A 16,518-nucleotide genomic window follows, 5' to 3' on the forward strand; every position below is an offset into this window, starting at 1 on the left:
CGACGTCGCCCGGCGCGCGGGCTAACGACGCGAGCGGAACCAGTCGAACCGCGAGCGTTTCGTCGCTTCGCCGAGATACGCGGGCGCGATGCTTTCGAGACTCGCGGGCGAGAGACCGAGTTCCGGCGCGAGCGGCCCCGACAGCACGTTCGGCACCGACATCGTCGCGAGATTGTCGCGCGTGAGCACCGGCTCGCCCGGCAGGCATTCGAACACGCTTGCCTGCAGCCGCGCAAGCGCGTCGGGCAGCCGCACGATGCGTGCCTGCCGCCCGACCAGCGTGCCGCAGTAGCGCACCAGTTGCTCGAGCGTGTAGACGGTCGGGCCGCCGAGCTCGTAGGTCTTGCCGTGCGCGCCCGCGAGATCGAGCGTGTTGACGAACGCGCGCACGACGTCGCCGACGAACACCGGCTGGAAGCGCGCGTCGGGCATCGCGAGCGGCAGCACGGGCACCGTGCGCTGCAGGGTCGCGAACGTATTGAGGAAGGCGTCGCCCGGGCCGAACACGACCGACGGACGGAAGATCGTCAGCGCGAGCGAATCGGTGGCCGCGATCGCATGCAGCGCGGCTTCGCCGTCGCCCTTCGAGCGCTGGTACATGCTCGCGCCGTGGGAATCGGCGCCGAGCGCGCTCATGTGCAGCAGACGCCGCACGCCGGCCTCCGTGCAGGCCGTCGCGAGCGCGGCCGGCAGCGCGACGTGCGCGCGCTCGAAGCCCGGCCCGTACGGCGTGCCGCGCCCGCCGTGCAGCACGCCGACCAGGTTGATCGCCGCGTGCGCGCCGGCGACGAAGCGCGCGAGCGTGCGCGTGTCGAGCGCGTCGAGCTCGACGATGTCGACCGGCAGCATCTGCAGGTGGCGCGCATGGTCGCGCCGCCGCGTGCCGATCCGCACGTGCTTGCCGGCGTCGATCAGCGCATTGACGAGCCGGCTGCCGATGAAGCCGGTGCCGCCCAGCAGCGCGACGGTCTGGCGATCCATGATGTGGGCCTCGAAAGAACACTGCCGCGTCTCGCGCGGCAGTTCATGTATCAGGGCGAGATCATGCCTAGACGCTTCTTCAACGACTGCGGTTTGCCCTCGAAGAGCGCCGCGTAGTAGACGGTGTTCGACAGCACGTTCTTCACGTAGTCGCGCGTCTCGTTGAACGGAATCGTCTCCGCGAAGATCGCGCCTTCGACCGGCTGCGTCAACACCTGGCGCCACTGGCGCGGCCGGCCCGGGCCCGCGTTGTAGCCGGCGGTGGCGAGCACCGGCGAGCTGTCGAAGTTGTTGTAGATGTCCGCGAGATACCAGGTGCCGAGCTGGATGTTGGTGTCGATGTCGTGCATCTGCGCACGCGAGATCGTGCCCATGCCCAGCTTCTTCGCGACCATCTGGGCCGTCGCCGGCATCAGCTGCATCAGGCCGCCCGCGCCGACCGACGAACGCGCGCTGATGATGAAGCGCGATTCCTGGCGGATCAGCCCGTACGCCCACTCGACGTCGAGGCCCGTCGACTGCGCATAGCGCTCGACGGTCGTGCGGTACGGGGACGGATAGCGCAGCGTGAAGTCGTGCTCGGCCTTCGTGCGGTCGGCCGTGTTGACCGTGCGGTCGAGCAGCTCGACGCGCTTGCCGTATTCGGCGGCCGCGAGCAGCTGGCGATCGGTCATCCCGCGCAGCGGCCAGTTCCATTCGCGATTGCCTTCGAGGCGCAGGTTCAGCGCATAGAAGCGCTGCGCGAGCGCGAAGCCCGGGATCTTGCTCATCGCGTCGATCTCGGCGTCGCTCACCCTCGTGCGCGGCGGAATCGTCGTGCGCTGGCCGAGCTCCTCGCCGGCCAACTGCCCGTAGAAGTTGAACTGGCCGGCCACCTGCTCGAATTCCTGGTTCGCCTGCAGCGTGTCGCCGCTCTGCTTGAGCGCGCGCGCATGCCAGTAGATCCACGCCGGATCGTTGCGCAGCGACGGCGGCATCTGCTCGATCGACCAGCGCACCATCGGCCAGTTGCCGGCGAGCAGCGCGGCGCGCGTGCGCCATTCGTAGCCCGGGTTCGACAGCGGCGCGTTCGCCGATTTCGCATACCAGACCGAGGCCATCGGCGAGCGCTTGATCGCGCCCTGGTAGCCGATCGCGCCCCACGCGATCGCCTGTTCCTGCTTGGTGAGCGACGGCGCGACCGTCGTCAGCATCCCGGCGGCCGCGTCCGGATCGTTGCGCGCCATGCGGCCGAGCGCGATCAGCGCGAGCTGATGCGACGCGGCGTCGGGGCCGACGCCGCGCGCGAGATACAGCGGCGGCGCGCTCGTCGCCTGGTCGAAGCCGGCCGGGCGCGGGCCGAGCGCGTCGACGATCTTGCCGCCGAGCGTCGTGTAGTTCTGCTCGTACGCGAGGCGCGCCTGCTGCCACACGTCGTCGCTCGTGAACTGCTGGTTGACGGCGAGCGCGGTGATCAGGTCGACGCACGCGTCGCCGTAGTTCTTCGGCTCGACGAGCAGCGCGCGCGCCGCGTCGGCGACGTTCTCGTTGCGCGCCGCGCGCGATTCGAGCGCATAGCACTTGACCTGCGTGTCGTCGTCGAGCACGAAGCGCTTGTACTGGTCGTCGAAATTGCGCCAGTCGTGACGCGCGCCGAGCACGAGCAGGTAGTCGTTGCGCAGGCGATCGGCGATCGCCTGCCCGTCGTAGCGCTGCAGGAACGACTGCACGGGCGCGTCCGGCGCATCGACGCGCGCGCGGCCCGTCGAATCGAACAACTGCGGCTTGATCTGGAAATACTCGACGTAGGACGGAACCGGATAGTTCGGGATCATCGACGCGAGCTGCGCGGCCTTCGCGGCGTCGTTGCGGCGTGCGGCTTCGCGAAGCTGCACGAAGATCTGGTCATCCCCGGCGAGCGTGTCGTCGTTCGGTGCGGCGCATGCGGCCGTGCCCGCGACGAGCGCGGCGGCCGAAAGCGTCAGCGCGAGCGCGCGATATACTCGGAAAAGGCTGTTCGACATCGTTTTGAATGGAGCACGAAGTGAGCGAAAGCATAGCACGCAACCCTGTGCCGAACCCGAAGGTTGCGCTGCGCAAAACGCTGTCCGGCGCCCGTCGCGACGCCGCGTCGCAACCCGCCGCGAACGCCGCGCTCGACGCGCGGCTGCGCGCGCTGCTCGACCGTCTGGCGCCGCGCACGGTCGGGTTCTACTGGCCGCTGCCGGGCGAATTCGATGCGCGCGACGCGGTGCTCGCATGGTGCGCGGCGGGCGCCGGCCGGCGCGCCGCGCTGCCGGTGATCGGCGAGCGTCACACGCCGCTCGCGTTTCACGCGTGGGATGCGCACACGCCGATGCGCGAAGGCCATCACCGGATTCCCGAACCGGCGTCAGGAATCGTCGTCGTGCCCGATCTTTTGCTGATTCCCTGCGTGGGATTCGATCTCCAGCGCTACCGGCTCGGCTACGGCGGCGGCTACTACGACCGCACGCTCGCCGCGTGGCCGGGCGACGCGCTGCCCGTGACGGTCGGCATCGCGTACGAAGCATGCCGCGTCGATGCGCTGCCGGCCGAAGCGCACGATCTCGCGCTGCGCTGGATCGTCACCGACGGCGCGCTTTACCCGGGCGCCGGATAATGCCGCGCGCGGCGCCGCGATCGTCGCCATGCGCCCGTGAGCGCATCGCCGCGCGCGCCCCTTTGCGCCGGCGCCTACAGCGACGCCGCCGCGCGCGCGGCCGTGTCGTAGAGGCCCGAAGCGTGGCGCAGCAACTGCGCCGCGTCGCCGATCTGCTCGTTGGTGAGGCCGCTGTCCTTCAGCGTCTCGATCAGGCAGTGCTCGCGCACCTCGCGGTATTTCAGGCACAGCTCGCGGCCCGCGTCGGTCGCGAAGAAGAACACTTCCTTGCCGCTCTTCTCGCTCTTCACATAGCCGCGGGCGATCAGTTTTTTCAGCGCATAGGTCGCGACGTGCGTATCCTCGATATTGAGCACGAAGCAGATGTCGGCGAGCTTCTTCTTGCGTTCGCGATGGCTGACGTGATGCAGCAGCGAGACCTCGACCGCCGTCATGTCCTTCGCGCCCGCCGCCGACATGCAGCGCACCATCCAGCGGTTGAACGCGTTGCCGGCCATGATGAGCCCGTATTCGAGCTCCGACAGTTCCGCGCTCGATTCGGAGACGAGGTGTTCGGATGACACGATCTTGGTCGCAGGACGCTTCATGGAAAGGCGGCGCAAGCCGGATGACAGGATGTGCCCGAGTGTACGCCAGAAGCCCCGGCCGACGAGCTAGGCGAAAACGCTTATTGAGAAGTTGTCGATATTTTATTGACAATGTGCGCTAACATTGCCGTCCGAACCGTGCCAGTCCGATGACGCAACCCCGCATTTATCCGCTCGGCGATGCCGCCCTCGTCTGCGAGGTGCCGCCGCCCGCCACGCTCGATTGCCAGCGCCGCGTCTGGGCCGTGGCCGAGGCCGCGCGCGCATGGCCTGACGTGATCGACGTCGTCCCCGGCATGAACAACCTGACCATCGTGTTCGACGCGCTCGCCGCGACGGCCGACTCGCTCACGCCCGCGCTGCGCGACGCGTGGGAGACGGCCGACGTGGAGCACGCGGACGGCCGCGAGGTCGAGATCCCGGTCGAATACGGCGGGGCCGCCGGCCCCGACCTGGCCGCCGTCGCCGCGCACACGGGCCTGTCGGCCGATGAAGTCGTCGCGCGCCACGCGGGCGGCGCCTACGTCGTGTTCTTCGTCGGCTTCCAGCCGGGCTTCGCGTATCTGGGCGGCCTCGACGCGTCGCTGCACACGCCGCGCCGCGCGGCGCCGCGGCTCGAGGTGCCGGCCGGCTCGGTCGGCATCGGCGGCGCGCAGACGGGCATCTACCCGGCCACGTCGCCCGGCGGCTGGCAGTTGATCGGCCGCACGTCGCAGGTGCTGTTCGATCCGGCGCGGCAGCAGCCGACGCTGCTGCTGCCCGGCGACCGCGTACGCTTCACCATCGCCGGAGTCCACACACGATGACCCAGAGCAACGCACCGGGCACCATCGAAGTCGTGCGGGCCGGGCCGCTGTCGACCGTGCAGGATCTCGGGCGCCGCGGCATGCGCCATCTCGGCGTCGCGCAGGGCGGCGCGCTCGACGGCCTCGCGCTCGAGGTCGGCAACCGGCTCGTCGGCAACCGCCCCGACGCCGCGGCCGTCGAAATCACGATCGGCCCCGCCGCGTTCCGCTTCCCGCGCGCCACGCGCATCGCGATCACCGGCACCGAATTCGGCGCGACGCTCGACGGCAAGCCCGTGCACGCGTGGTGGAGCCTGCCGGTCGACGCCGGGCAGACGCTCGTGCTGCCGGCCGCGAAACGCGGGATGCGCGGCTACCTGTGCATCGCGGGCGGCATCGACGTGCTGCCGATGCTCGGCTCGCGCAGCACCGATCTCGCGTCGCGCTTCGGCGGCCTCGGCGGCCGCGCGCTGCGCGACGGCGATCGCCTGCCGGTCGGCGTGCCGCCGGCCGGCGCGGGCTGCCTGGCGGCCGATGCGCCCGAATTCGGCGTGAAGGCGCCCGCGTGGTGCGCGTTCGTGCGGGTCGACGAGCCGCCGCGCCGTCACCGCCCCGCGCATGCGCCGTGGGCGATGCCCGTGCGCGTGCTGCCGGGCCCCGACTACGCGTCGTTCGCGGCCGATGCGCAGCAGGCGTTCTGGGACGAGGAATGGCTCGTCACCGCGAACAGCAACCGGATGGGCTATCGCCTCGCCGGCGCCGAGCTCGCGCGCGAGCGGCCGGTCGAGCTGCTGTCGCACGCGGTACTGCCCGGCACGGTCCAGGTGCCGCCGAACGGCCAGCCGATCGTGCTGATGCACGACGCGCAGACCACCGGCGGCTACCCGAAGATCGGCACGGTGATCCGCGCCGATCTGTGGAAGCTCGCGCAGGCGCGGCTCAACCTGCCGATCCGCTTCGTGCGCACGACGCCCGATGCCGCGCGTGCCGCCCTCGTCGCGGAACGGGCGTACCTGCGGCAGATCGACGTCGCGATCGAGATGCGCGAGGAGGCGCGCCGCCGCGCCGGATCGCGCGCGGCGTGACAATGGCGGAAGCAGCAGCGAAAGACGCGCCACGCAACCAGTGGACGAGGAACATATGGAAATCGATCTGAATGCCGATCTCGGCGAAGGATGCGGATCGGACGAGGCGCTGCTCGACCTCGTCACGTCGGCGAACATCGCATGCGGCTGGCATGCAGGCGGCGCGAACGCGATGCGCGACTGCGTGCGCTGGGCCGTGCGCAAGGGCGTGTCGATCGGCGCGCACCCGAGCTTTCACGATCCGGAGAATTTCGGCCGCAAGGAAATGCAGCTGCCGGCCGGCGACATCTATGCGGGCGTGCTGTACCAGCTCGGCGCGCTGTCGGCGATCGCGCAGGCCGAGGGCGGGCGCATCGCGCACGTGAAGCCGCACGGCGCGCTGTACAACCAGGCCGCGCGCGACCCGATGATCGCCGACGCCGTGGTGTCCGCGATCCACGATTTCGATCCGTCGCTCGCGGTGTTCGGCCTCGCGAATAGCGTGTTCATCGCGGCCGCGCGGCATGCGGGGCTCGCGGCGGTGGAAGAAGTGTTCGCCGATCGCGGCTACCGCGCGGACGGTTCGCTGGTGCCGCGCAGTCAGCCCGGCGCGTTGATCGACGACGAAGACGCGGTGCTCGCGCGCACGCTCGACATGGTGCGCAACCGGCAGGTGCGCGCATTGAGCGGCGAGTGGGTGCCGCTCAATGCGCAGACCGTCTGCCTGCATGGCGACGGGCCGCATGCGCTGGCGTTCGCGAAGCGGATCCGCGCGGCGCTCGCGGCCGCCGGCGTCGACGTCGTGGCGCCCGGCGCGCTGCAGGCCGACGAACGCGCGTAACGAAGCATTCGGCGTATTCGGCACATTGCCGCGGGCCGCACGTTTTCGTCGCGGCAAAGAAAAAAGCGCCCTCGCGGCGCTTTTCCGTTGGTGCAATCGCCGCGGCTTCGCCGTCTGTCGATTCACCCCCCGAAACCGTCTTTCGACGGTGACCGGAAAAATATTCCGGATTAAAAAACGTCCGCCGCCGCCCGATCACTGCCTTCCCCGGTCAGACGACGGAACGTCGCTTATGTGCAAGTCGGCCCGCATGCATGTGTTGTAGACGACGTTGGCCCCGCCGTGCATGCAGACTCTCCGCGGCCGGCACGTGCTTCACGTGCCGGCGACGCTCACCCCGCGCTTTATTTCTGCTACCCCGTAGAACTTATCTATTCTTTTCATTTTTTCAACTTGTGGGATGAAGAATAGAGATCGGCCGAACGGGATGTCAATCGTTTTAAACGCTATTTTCCGACGATTCAAGGGTTTTCCTTATCGACCGGCGCCACCGCGCAGGCGCGTCGCGCGGCGCGCGAGTCGTCGATCAAACAGGGGATGATCAGGGCGGGCAGCCGGGCGCGATCAGTTCGCGTCGACCCGGTATCCTTGCTGGCGCAACAATTCGAGCACGCCGCGCGGGCCGCCCAGGTGCAGCGCGCCGATCGCGACGAACAGCGGCCGGTTCGGCGCGGCGATTGCCGTCATCCGTGCAACGAAGCGCCGGTTGCGCTCGTACACGATCTTGTTGTCGAGCGACGCCGACAACGCCTTCGAACGCGCGAGCCGTTCGCTCTTCGCGACGGCCCACGCCGAGATCGCATCGGCGTCGCCAATTCGCCACAGCCGGTGCAGCGCCTTGATGTCGTCGGCGTTCTGCGCGGGCGTCTGCACCATGTCCTGCGCGAGCATCTCGCGCTGCTCGGCGAGCGTCAGCCCGGTGAACGCGCGCATCTGCTCGGCGAGCGTCTCGAGCCCGATCACGCGGCCGCCCTTCTTCCTCAGGAACACGTTCTGCAGCTGCGCCTCGGTGCCGTATTCGGTCTGCAGGCCGGCCGACAGCGAATCGTAGGTCTCGACGACGAGCGCCGCGAGCCACGGCCGCATCTTGCGGATCTCGGCGAGCGCGGCCGGGTTGCCGCGCAGGCGCGCCGCGAGCCGCTGCCACAGCGGCTCGGGCAGCAGGCGCTGCAGGCACGGATAGCGGCACACGCCGTACTTCGACACGTCGTCCTGCGATTCGAGCAGATCGTCGGGCGACAGCTCGAGCGCGAGCGTCGGCGACGCGGCGAGCGCCGCGAGGATGGGCGGCCGGAACGGCTGCGCGCTCGGGTAGTCGGACGGATCGCCCGTGTGCAGCGTGCCGAGCACGTAGAGCGTGACCTTGCCCCGGGTCGCGACGTAGAACGGCATGCGCGCCGGCTGCACGCGCACGGTGCCGCGCGACACCGTGCCGTCGGACACGGCCGGCGCATGGAAGCCCGGCAGGCTCATGCCGGGCGGTGGAACCTGTGACGGACGAATCGGCGCGGTCGCCGGCGCACGCCCTTCGGCACGCGCCGGTTCGACGGGGGCCACGACGCTGGTCGCCACGCACGCGCCGGCCAGCGCCGCGCCCGTGACGGTACGCACGCTCCAGCGCCGCGCGTCGCGGTACGCGCGCATTGCGCGCGCGCCGCCTGCCCCCGCACGGCGCGCGCCGGACACGCGCGCCGCCAACGCTTCAGGCATTCGCCTCCCCGACTTCCTCGGCGCGATGGCAGGCCACGCGCCGGCCGTCCACTTCGCGCAGTTGCGGCTCCTCGACGCGGCACCGCTCGATCGCGTACGGGCAGCGCTGATGGAACGCGCAGCCCGACGGCGGATTGAGCGGCGACGGCAGTTCGCCCTGCAGCTTGATCTGCACGCGGCGGTCTTCCTCGAAGATCGCTGGCGTCGCCGACATCAGCGCCTGCGTGTACGGATGGCGCGGCCGTGCGTAGATCGTCGCCTTGTCGCCGAGCTCGGCGACGCTGCCGAAGTACATGACCATCACGTCGTCCGCGACGTGCTCGACCACCGACAGGTTGTGCGAGATGAACACGTAGCTCGTCTTGAACTGCTCCTGCAGATCCATGAACAGATTCAGGATCTGCGCCTGGATCGACACGTCGAGCGCGGACACCGGCTCGTCGGCGACGACGATGCGCGGATCGAGGATCATCGCGCGCGCGATCGCGACCCGCTGGCGCTGGCCGCCGGAGAACATGTGCGGATAGCGCTTCGCGTGCTCGGGCCGCAGGCCGACCGTGCGCATGATCTGCGCGACGCGCGCGGCGCGCTCGGCGGCCGTCAGGTTCGCGTTGATCTCGAGCGGCTCGGCGAGCGTCTGCTCGACGGTCTTGCGCGGGTTCAGCGACGCGAACGGATTCTGGAACACCATCTGCACGCGGCGGCGCAGGTCGGCGACCGTGTCGCGGCTCGCGCCGGCCACGTTCTTGCCGTCGATCACGAGGCTGCCCGCGGTGGGCGCCTCGATCATCGTGAGCTGGCGCGCGAGCGTCGACTTCCCGCAGCCCGACTCGCCGACGACGGCAAGCGTCTTGCCGCGCTTCAGCGAGAACGACACGCCGTTCAGCGCCTTCACCGTGCCCTGGCCGAACATCCCGCGCTTCACCGTGTAGTGTTTCGCGAGGCCGTCGGCCACCAGTACCGCTTCCTCGTCGTGCGATGCGCGAGGCGTTTGATTGACTGCATTCATCGTGCCCCTCCCGTCAGGTCGAGGTTGGAAACATTGAGCGGCTTGATGCAGCGCGCGCGCATCGCATCGTTGGCCGGCACCAGCGTGTCGAGCGCCGGCCGCGCCTTGCGGCAATCGTCGACGACGTACTTGCAGCGCGGCGCGAACAGGCACCCGGACGGGCGATCATCGCGGCCCGGCACCATGCCGGGCAATGCGGCAAGGCGACGCGCCCCCTGATTGTGCTCGGGAATCGCCGCGAGCAGCGCTTCGGTGTACGGATGATGCGGCGCGCGGAAGATGTCGGGCACGCGGTTGGTCTCGATGATCTCGCCCGCGTACATCACCGCGACGCGATGCGCGACCTCCGACACCACGGCCAGATCGTGCGAGATCAGCACGAGCGCCATCCCGCGTTCCTTCTGCAGCTTCACGAGCAGATCCATGATCTGCGCCTGGATCGTCACGTCGAGCGCGGTGGTCGGCTCGTCGGCGATCAGCAGCTTCGGGTTGCACGCGACGGCCATCGCGATCATCACGCGCTGGTTCATCCCGCCCGACATCTGGTGCGGGAACGACGCGATGCGGTTCTTCGCATCGGGAATGCCGACCTGGTCGAGCAGCTCGAGCGCGCGCCGGTGCAGCGCGTCGCCGCGCAGCCCTTCGTGCAGCTTCAGCACTTCCTTGATCTGGTAGCCGACCGTGTAGCTCGGGTTCAGGCTCGTCAGCGCGTCCTGGAACACCATCGCGATGTCCTTGCCGACGATCCTGCGGCGCGCCTTCGGCGACGCCTTCAGGAGATCCACGCCGTTGAACGTGACCTCGTCGGCCGTCACCTTGCCGGGCGCGTCGATCAGGCCCATCAGCGCCATCATCGTCACGCTCTTGCCCGAACCCGATTCGCCGACGACGCCCACCACCTCGCCCGGCGCGACCGACAGGTTGATCCGGTCGACCGCGGGCAGGCCGTTGAAATTCACCGCGAGATTGCGGATGGTCAGAAGATTCTGGCTGCTCATGTTCACGCCATCCGTTTCAGTTTGGGATCGAGCGCGTCGCGCAGCCCGTCGCCGAGCAGGTTGATCGCGAGCACCGAAATCAGGATCGACAGGCCGGGCATCGTCACGATCCACCATGCGTTGTCGATGTAGTCGCGCGCGGAGGCCAGCATCGCGCCCCACTCGGCGGTCGGCGGCTGCACGCCGAGGCCGAGGAAGCCGAGCGCGGCCGCGTCGAGAATCGCCGACGAGAAGCCGAGCGTCGCCTGCACGATCAGCGGCGCCGTGCAGTTCGGCAGCACCTGCGAGAACATCAGGCGCAGCGTGCCGGCGCCGGCCACGCGCGACGCGGTCACGTATTCCTTCTGCAGCTCGCCGAGCGCCGACGCGCGCGTGAGGCGCACGTAGGCCGGCAGCGCGACGATCGCGATCGCGAACATCGTGTTGGTGAGGCCCGGGCCGATGATCGCGACGACCGCGACCGCGAGCAGCAGCGACGGCAGCGCGAGCAGCACGTCCATGATGCGCATCACCGGCGTGTCGGCCCATTTCTGGAAGAACGCGGCGACCAGCCCGAGCACGATGCCGGGAATCAGCGCGAGCACGACCGACACGAAGCCGATCCAGAACGACATCCGCGCGCCGAACATCAGCCGCGAAAGGATGTCGCGGCCCGCTTCGTCGGTGCCGAGGATGAATTGCCAGTTGCCGCCGGCGAGCCACGCGGGCGGAATCTTCACGTAGTCGCGATATTGCTCGACCGGGCTGTGCGGCGCGATCAGCGGTGCGAGCAGCGCGACTGCGATCAGCACGATCACGACGATGCCCGCGCCGACGGCGCCGCGGTTGCGCGAGAAGTTGGCCCAGAACTCGCGCAGCGCGAGCGCACGGCCGCCGGCCGGCGCGGATTCGGTCGGCAGGGTATTTTGCAGATTGCTCATGGAATTACCTCGTGTGGCGGATGCGCGGATTCAGCACGCCGTACAGCAGGTCGACGACCAGGTTCACGACGATCACGAGCGTCGCGATCAGCAGGATGCCGCCCTGGACGACCGGATAGTCGCGGCGGCCGATCGCGTCGATCAGCCACTTGCCGACGCCGGGCCACGAAAAGAGCGTCTCGGTCAGCACGGCGCCAGCAAGCAGCGTGCCGATCTGCAGGCCGATCACGGTGACGACCGGGATCAGCGCATTGCGCAGCGCATGCACGACGACCACGCGCACGGGCGACAGCCCCTTCGCGCGAGCCGTGCGGATGTAGTCCTCGCGCAGCACTTCGAGCATCGACGAGCGCGTCATCCGCGCGATCACCGCGAGCGGGATCGTGCCGAGCACGATCGCGGGCAGGATCAGGTGGCTCACCGCCGACTTGAACGCGCCTTCGTCCGGCGCGAGCAGCGCGTCGATCAGCATGAAGCCGGTCGGGTGCGGGAAATCGTATTCGACCGCGATGCGCCCCGACACGGGCGTCCAGCCGAGAGTCGACGAAAACACCATGATGAGGATCAGCCCCCACCAGAAGATCGGCATCGAATAGCCGGTGAGCGCGGTGCCCATCACGCCGTGATCGATGACCGAGCCGCGCCGCAGCGCGGCGATCACGCCGGCCGGCAGCCCGACCGCGAGGGCGAACACGAGCGCGCACAGCGACAGTTCGACGGTCGCCGGGAAGCGCGCGAAGAATTCGCCCGCGACGCTCGTGTTGGTGATGATCGACATGCCGAGGTCGCCGTGCAGCGCCCGGCCGATGTAGTGCAGATACTGCAGCGGCAGCGGCTGGTCGAGCCCGAGGCGTTTCATCGCCTCCGCATGCATCGCGGGATCGACGCCGCGCTCGCCCATCATCACTTCGATGGGGTCGCCCGGTATCAGGTGAATCAGCGCAAACGCCAGGATGGTGATGCCGATGAAGGTCGGGATCACCATCCCCACGCGGCGCAACACGAATCTGAACATGATGCGTCTCGTATTTTCTTGTGGGAAATGTGCGACCGGCGACGAGGGGCTTCTGGCCCCTCGCCGCCGGATGGTTTCAAGCCGGTTTTCTCAATGACGACAGCTTACGCCAGCCCCGTTACTTCACGCTGACACCGTCGAAACGCGCATAGCCGAGCGGCTCGATACGCATGTCGACCACGTTCTTGCGCACCGGCTGGTAGACCGTCGAGTTCGCGATCGGCGAGAACGGCAGCTGTTGCGCGAAGATCTGCTGCGCCTGCGTGTAGAGCTTCGTGCGCGCATCCTGGCCCGTCGTCGTGCGGCCCTTCTGGATCAGCTCGTCGAACGGCTTGTAGCACCAGTGCGAGAAGTTGTTGCCCTTGATCGCCTCGCAGCCGAGCAGCGTGCCGAGCCAGTTGTCCGGATCGCCGTTGTCGCCCGTCCAGCCGATCAGCATCGTGTCCTGCTCGCCCGCGTGCGCGCGCTTGATGTACTCGCCCCATTCGTACGTGACGATCTTCGCCTTCACGCCGATCTTCGCCCAGTCGGCCTGGATCATCTCGGCCATCAGGCGGGCGTTCGGGTTGTACGCGCGCTGCACCGGCATCGCCCACAGCGTGATCTCGAAACCGTTCGGGAAGCCGGCCTTCGCGAGCAGCGCCTTCGCTTTCGCGGTGTCGTAGGCGGCCATCTTCAGGTTCTTGTCGTACGACCATTGGGTCGGCGGCATCGGCGCGGTCGCGGCCTGGCCGGCGCCCTGGTAGACCGAATCGAGGATCGCCTTCTTGTTGATCGCCATGTCGAGCGCCTGACGCACTTCGAGCTTGTCGACCGGCTTGTGCTCGACGTTGTACGCGAGGTAGCCGAGGTTGAAGCCCGGCTGCGACGGCATGTCGATGCCCGAGTCGGCCTTCAGCGTCGCGATGTCGGCCGGGCGCGGATAGCTCATCACCTGGCATTCGTTGCGCTTGATCTTCTGCACGCGCACGCCCGGATCCGGCGTGATCGAGAAGATCAGCTTCGACAGCTTCACTTCGCCCTTCTTCCAGTAATCAGGATTCCCGTCGAAGCGGATCGTCGCGTCCTTCGTATAGCTGCGGAAGATGAACGGGCCCGTGCCGACCGGCTTCTGGTTGATGTCGGCGGCCTTGCCGGCCTTCATCAGCTGATCGCCGTATTCGGCCGACAGGATCGACGCGAATTCCATCGCCATGTTCTGGATGAACGGCGCGTTCGGCTCGGCCAGCGTGAACTTCACGGTGTACGGATCGACCTTCTCGATCTTCGTGATCAGCTTGTCGAGGCCCATGTCGGTGAAGTACGGGAACGACACCGGGTACGCCTTGCGGAACGCGTTGTTCGGGTCGAGCATGCGCTGGAACGTGAACAGCACGTCGTCCGCATTGAATTCGCGCGTCGGCTTGAAGAAGTCGGTCGTGTGGAACTTCACGCCATGGCGCAGGTGGAACGTGTACACCTTGCCGTCGGACGAGACGTCCCACTTCTCGGCGAGGCCGGGCTCGACCTTCGTGCCGCCGCGCTCGAATTCGACGAGGCGGTTGTAGACGGTGAACGTGGCGGCGGTGAAATCGACGCCGGTCGTGAATTGCGCGGAATCGAAACCCGCCGGGCTGCCTTCTGAGCAGTAGACGAGCGTTTTGTTCGGGATCTGTGCGAATGCAGAACCCGCGACGCCGAGCGATGCCGCTGCCACGCCTGCCATGGCGGTAACACGCAGGGTGTGCAACAGACGGTTGTATTCCATGTTTCCTCCAGGTCTCCAGATCGGAACCGGTCCCGCCAGGGAGCCGGCGTACGCGGATATTACTTGAGCTAGCGATTCTGCAACAAGCTGGAGAAAAAACTCTTCCAGACGCCCGCCGGGTTTTTGCCGATGTTTAGTGTGGGTAAAAAATGCGACAGCGCGCGTGAGCGGCGATTCCGTTCATTTCGCGCGTGTTTCGTTCGGCGACTAAACAATCCGGACGCGAACACGAAGGTGCGACACGCGTCCTCGTCGTTCGGCCGCCGATCGTTGCGTTTTGCGAAACGATGTAATGACGGCATTCGATCCGTCACGCGCTCACGCCGGCGCATCGAGGTCGGCGCTGCGCGCGGGCACGAACGCGACCGCGACGATCGACAGCGCGATGCCCGCCATCACGTAGTAGGTGGGCGCGAGCGGCGTGCCCGTGACCTTGATCAGCCACGTGACGATGAACTGCCCGAAGCCGCCGAACAGCATCACCGCGACGTTGTACGCGATCGACAGCCCGGTCGAACGCACGTTGGCCGGGAACAGCTCGGCGATCATCGCGCCGAACGGCCCGTAGTAGCCCGCGAGCGTCACCGACAGCACGGCCTGCACCGCGATCAGCCGCCCGATGCTCGGCGCCGCGTCGAGCCACGCGAACAGCGGATACATCAGCGCGAGCGTCAGCACGAGCGACCACAGCGACAGCCCCTTGCGGCCGATGCGGTCCGACCATGCGCCCGCGACCGGCGACAGCACCATCAGCAGCAGGTTGCCCGCGATCACCGCGTAGAACGATTCCGCATAGGGCAGCTTCAGCTGCTTCACCGCGAACGTCGGCAGATAGCTGATCAGTACGTAGATCGTCACGGTGAGCGCGATCACCGAGCCGAGCCCGCACAGCACCTCGCGCGGGTGGCGCGTGAACACTTCGCCGAGCGTCGCGCGGCGCGCGCTTTGCTGCGCATGCAGGAATGCTTCGGAATCCGCGAGATGGCGGCGGATGTAGAAGCCGATCGGGCCGATCACGAGCCCGAGGACGAACGGCACGCGCCAGCCCCAGCTGCGCAGCGCGTCGGGCGACAGCCCGCGCGTGACGGCCGCGCCGACGAGCGCGCCGATCAGCAGCGCGGCCGCCTGGCTCGCCATCTGCCAACTGCCGTAAAAGCCGCGTTTCGAGAACGGCGCGGCCTCGATCAGCAGCGCCGTCGCGCTGCCGAATTCGCCGCCCGCGGAGAAGCCCTGCAGCAGGCGGCCGAGCACGATCAGAAGCGGGCCGCCGATGCCGATCGCCGCATAGGGCGGCGCGATCGCGAGCAGGAAGATGCCGGCCGTCATCAGCAGGATCACGAGCGACAGCGCGGCCTTGCGGCCCGCGCGGTCCGCGTACAGGCCGAACACGATGCCGCCGATCGGACGCATGAAGAATGCGACGCCGAACGTCGCGGTGGTGAGCAGCAGCGACGAGTATTCGCTGGAGGTGGGGAAGAACAGCTCGGCGATCACGACCGTCATGAAGCCGAACACCGTGAAGTCGTACCACTCGAGCGCATTGCCGATCACGGCCGCCACGACGGCACGCCGGTTCAGCGCGCGCTCGGGCCGGGTCGTTTTCGTTGAATTCGCAATCGTCGCCATGCGTGCCTCGTCCTCGTGGATTCGCCGTATCGGGCGGTTCGGCGCGCGGGGTGCCGCGGCGCGCTGGTGTGCAGCGAGTGTAGAAAGCGACGGAACCGTTTTCAAGCATTAAAAAAACGCCCGCCATCGAACGACGGCGGGCGTTTGCGGTTTTCGCCGCATTGCGGCATCGCACGATGCCGCACGGGCCTCAACCCATCTTCGAGAAGGCGCTGCACCAGCCCTTCGCCGACACCTGCTTGCCGGGGAATGCGCCGCACGGGCCCGAAGCCGAGCCCTTCTTGCCCTGGTACAGCATGCAGGCCGCGCAATCCTGGCCCGCGGCGTATTTCGGGTACTTCGTCTTGTCGACCTTCGTGGCATCGGCCTTGTAGCCGAGCGCCACCGCGGTCGGATCGGTTTCCGACAGCATCGGCGCATCGGCCAGTGCTTCGCGCGACAGCGCCAGCGCGGACACGGCACCAATGCTCGTGATCAGGAAACTCCGACGGGATGTTTTCATGGGGACTCGCTCCAACGTTATCGGTTTGAAAGCCGTTCTGGCGACGGCGTCCAACAGAATAACGCTCAAGCGAATAAATGTGCGCGCCGAAATGCCGGAGATAAGGGATTTCA

Annotated in this window: 15 protein-coding genes; 4 read left to right on the top strand and 11 right to left on the bottom strand. The window is 68.0% G+C overall.

Features of this window, described 5'->3' with window-relative positions; all coding sequences use genetic code 11:
- Positions 1-21: 21 nt before the first annotated feature.
- Positions 22-981: a complex I NDUFA9 subunit family protein gene (locus tag CFB35_RS15970; protein WP_059583919.1), complete on the bottom strand. Its 960-nt coding sequence runs from the start codon at positions 979-981 to the stop codon at positions 22-24.
- Between the two features lie 50 nt (positions 982-1,031).
- Positions 1,032-2,984: a lytic transglycosylase domain-containing protein gene (locus tag CFB35_RS15975; RefSeq protein ID WP_059583921.1), complete on the bottom strand. Its 1,953-nt coding sequence runs from the start codon at positions 2,982-2,984 to the stop codon at positions 1,032-1,034.
- Positions 2,985-2,992: 8 nt separating this feature from the next.
- Here CFB35_RS15975 and CFB35_RS15980 point away from each other — a divergent pair, with 8 nt between their 5' ends.
- Positions 2,993-3,601 (top strand): 5-formyltetrahydrofolate cyclo-ligase, encoded by a 609-nt coding sequence (locus CFB35_RS15980; protein WP_060010301.1) that lies wholly within the window; start codon positions 2,993-2,995, stop codon positions 3,599-3,601.
- A 74-nt stretch (positions 3,602-3,675) separates the two neighbouring features.
- Here the strand turns inward: CFB35_RS15980 and CFB35_RS15985 are convergent, their stop codons facing one another.
- Entirely contained in the window at positions 3,676-4,188 is a 513-nt protein-coding gene (locus CFB35_RS15985; RefSeq protein ID WP_059583924.1) for a winged helix DNA-binding protein, read from the bottom strand.
- A 149-nt stretch (positions 4,189-4,337) separates the two neighbouring features.
- On the opposite strand from CFB35_RS15985, the gene pxpB reads away from it, so the two are divergent.
- The 3 genes from pxpB to pxpA are packed head-to-tail and all read left to right on the top strand — an operon-like array spanning position 4,338 to position 6,878.
- Positions 4,338-4,994, top strand: a complete 657-nt coding sequence (gene pxpB, locus CFB35_RS15990) for a 5-oxoprolinase subunit PxpB (protein ID WP_059583926.1) — start codon at positions 4,338-4,340, stop codon at positions 4,992-4,994.
- Positions 4,991-6,058: a biotin-dependent carboxyltransferase family protein gene (locus CFB35_RS15995; protein ID WP_059583927.1), complete on the top strand. Its 1,068-nt coding sequence runs from the start codon at positions 4,991-4,993 to the stop codon at positions 6,056-6,058. Before pxpB ends, CFB35_RS15995 begins: the two co-directional genes overlap by 4 nt.
- A gap of 55 nt (positions 6,059-6,113) precedes the next feature.
- On the top strand, positions 6,114-6,878 hold the full coding sequence (gene pxpA / locus CFB35_RS16000; RefSeq protein WP_059583929.1) for a 5-oxoprolinase subunit PxpA: 765 nt from the start codon (positions 6,114-6,116) through the stop codon (positions 6,876-6,878).
- Between the two features lie 564 nt (positions 6,879-7,442).
- Here the strand turns inward: pxpA and CFB35_RS16005 are convergent.
- From CFB35_RS16005 to CFB35_RS16040, 8 genes are all read right to left on the bottom strand, one after another.
- Positions 7,443-8,588 (bottom strand): TraB/GumN family protein, encoded by a 1,146-nt coding sequence (locus CFB35_RS16005; protein ID WP_059583930.1) that lies wholly within the window; start codon positions 8,586-8,588, stop codon positions 7,443-7,445.
- Positions 8,581-9,597 (bottom strand): peptide ABC transporter ATP-binding protein, encoded by a 1,017-nt coding sequence (locus CFB35_RS16010; RefSeq protein WP_059583932.1) that lies wholly within the window; start codon positions 9,595-9,597, stop codon positions 8,581-8,583. The genes CFB35_RS16005 and CFB35_RS16010 overlap by 8 nt, the downstream gene beginning before the upstream one ends.
- Positions 9,594-10,595: an ABC transporter ATP-binding protein gene (locus CFB35_RS16015; protein WP_059583933.1), complete on the bottom strand. Its 1,002-nt coding sequence runs from the start codon at positions 10,593-10,595 to the stop codon at positions 9,594-9,596. Before CFB35_RS16015 ends, CFB35_RS16010 begins: the two co-directional genes overlap by 4 nt.
- Before the next feature lie 2 nt (positions 10,596-10,597).
- Complete coding sequence (locus tag CFB35_RS16020) at positions 10,598-11,515, bottom strand: ABC transporter permease subunit (protein WP_006489141.1); 918 nt, start codon at positions 11,513-11,515, stop codon at positions 10,598-10,600.
- 4 nt (positions 11,516-11,519) lie between these two features.
- Positions 11,520-12,530, bottom strand: a complete 1,011-nt coding sequence (locus CFB35_RS16025) for an ABC transporter permease subunit (protein ID WP_059583935.1) — start codon at positions 12,528-12,530, stop codon at positions 11,520-11,522.
- Positions 12,531-12,648: 118 nt separating this feature from the next.
- Complete coding sequence (locus tag CFB35_RS16030) at positions 12,649-14,277, bottom strand: ABC transporter substrate-binding protein (protein ID WP_059583936.1); 1,629 nt, start codon at positions 14,275-14,277, stop codon at positions 12,649-12,651.
- Positions 14,278-14,595: 318 nt separating this feature from the next.
- The gene (locus CFB35_RS16035) at positions 14,596-15,903 is read right to left on the bottom strand and encodes an MFS transporter (RefSeq protein WP_059583938.1); all 1,308 of its coding nucleotides are present in this window, start codon (positions 15,901-15,903) and stop codon (positions 14,596-14,598) included.
- Between the two features lie 190 nt (positions 15,904-16,093).
- Complete coding sequence (locus tag CFB35_RS16040; protein WP_021163765.1) at positions 16,094-16,405, bottom strand: high-potential iron-sulfur protein; 312 nt, start codon at positions 16,403-16,405, stop codon at positions 16,094-16,096.
- Positions 16,406-16,518: the final 113 nt, after the last annotated feature.

Source organism: Burkholderia sp. AU16482 (assembly GCF_002223285.1).
In the GTDB taxonomy this organism is placed as follows: Bacteria; Pseudomonadota; Gammaproteobacteria; order Burkholderiales; family Burkholderiaceae; genus Burkholderia; species Burkholderia semiarida.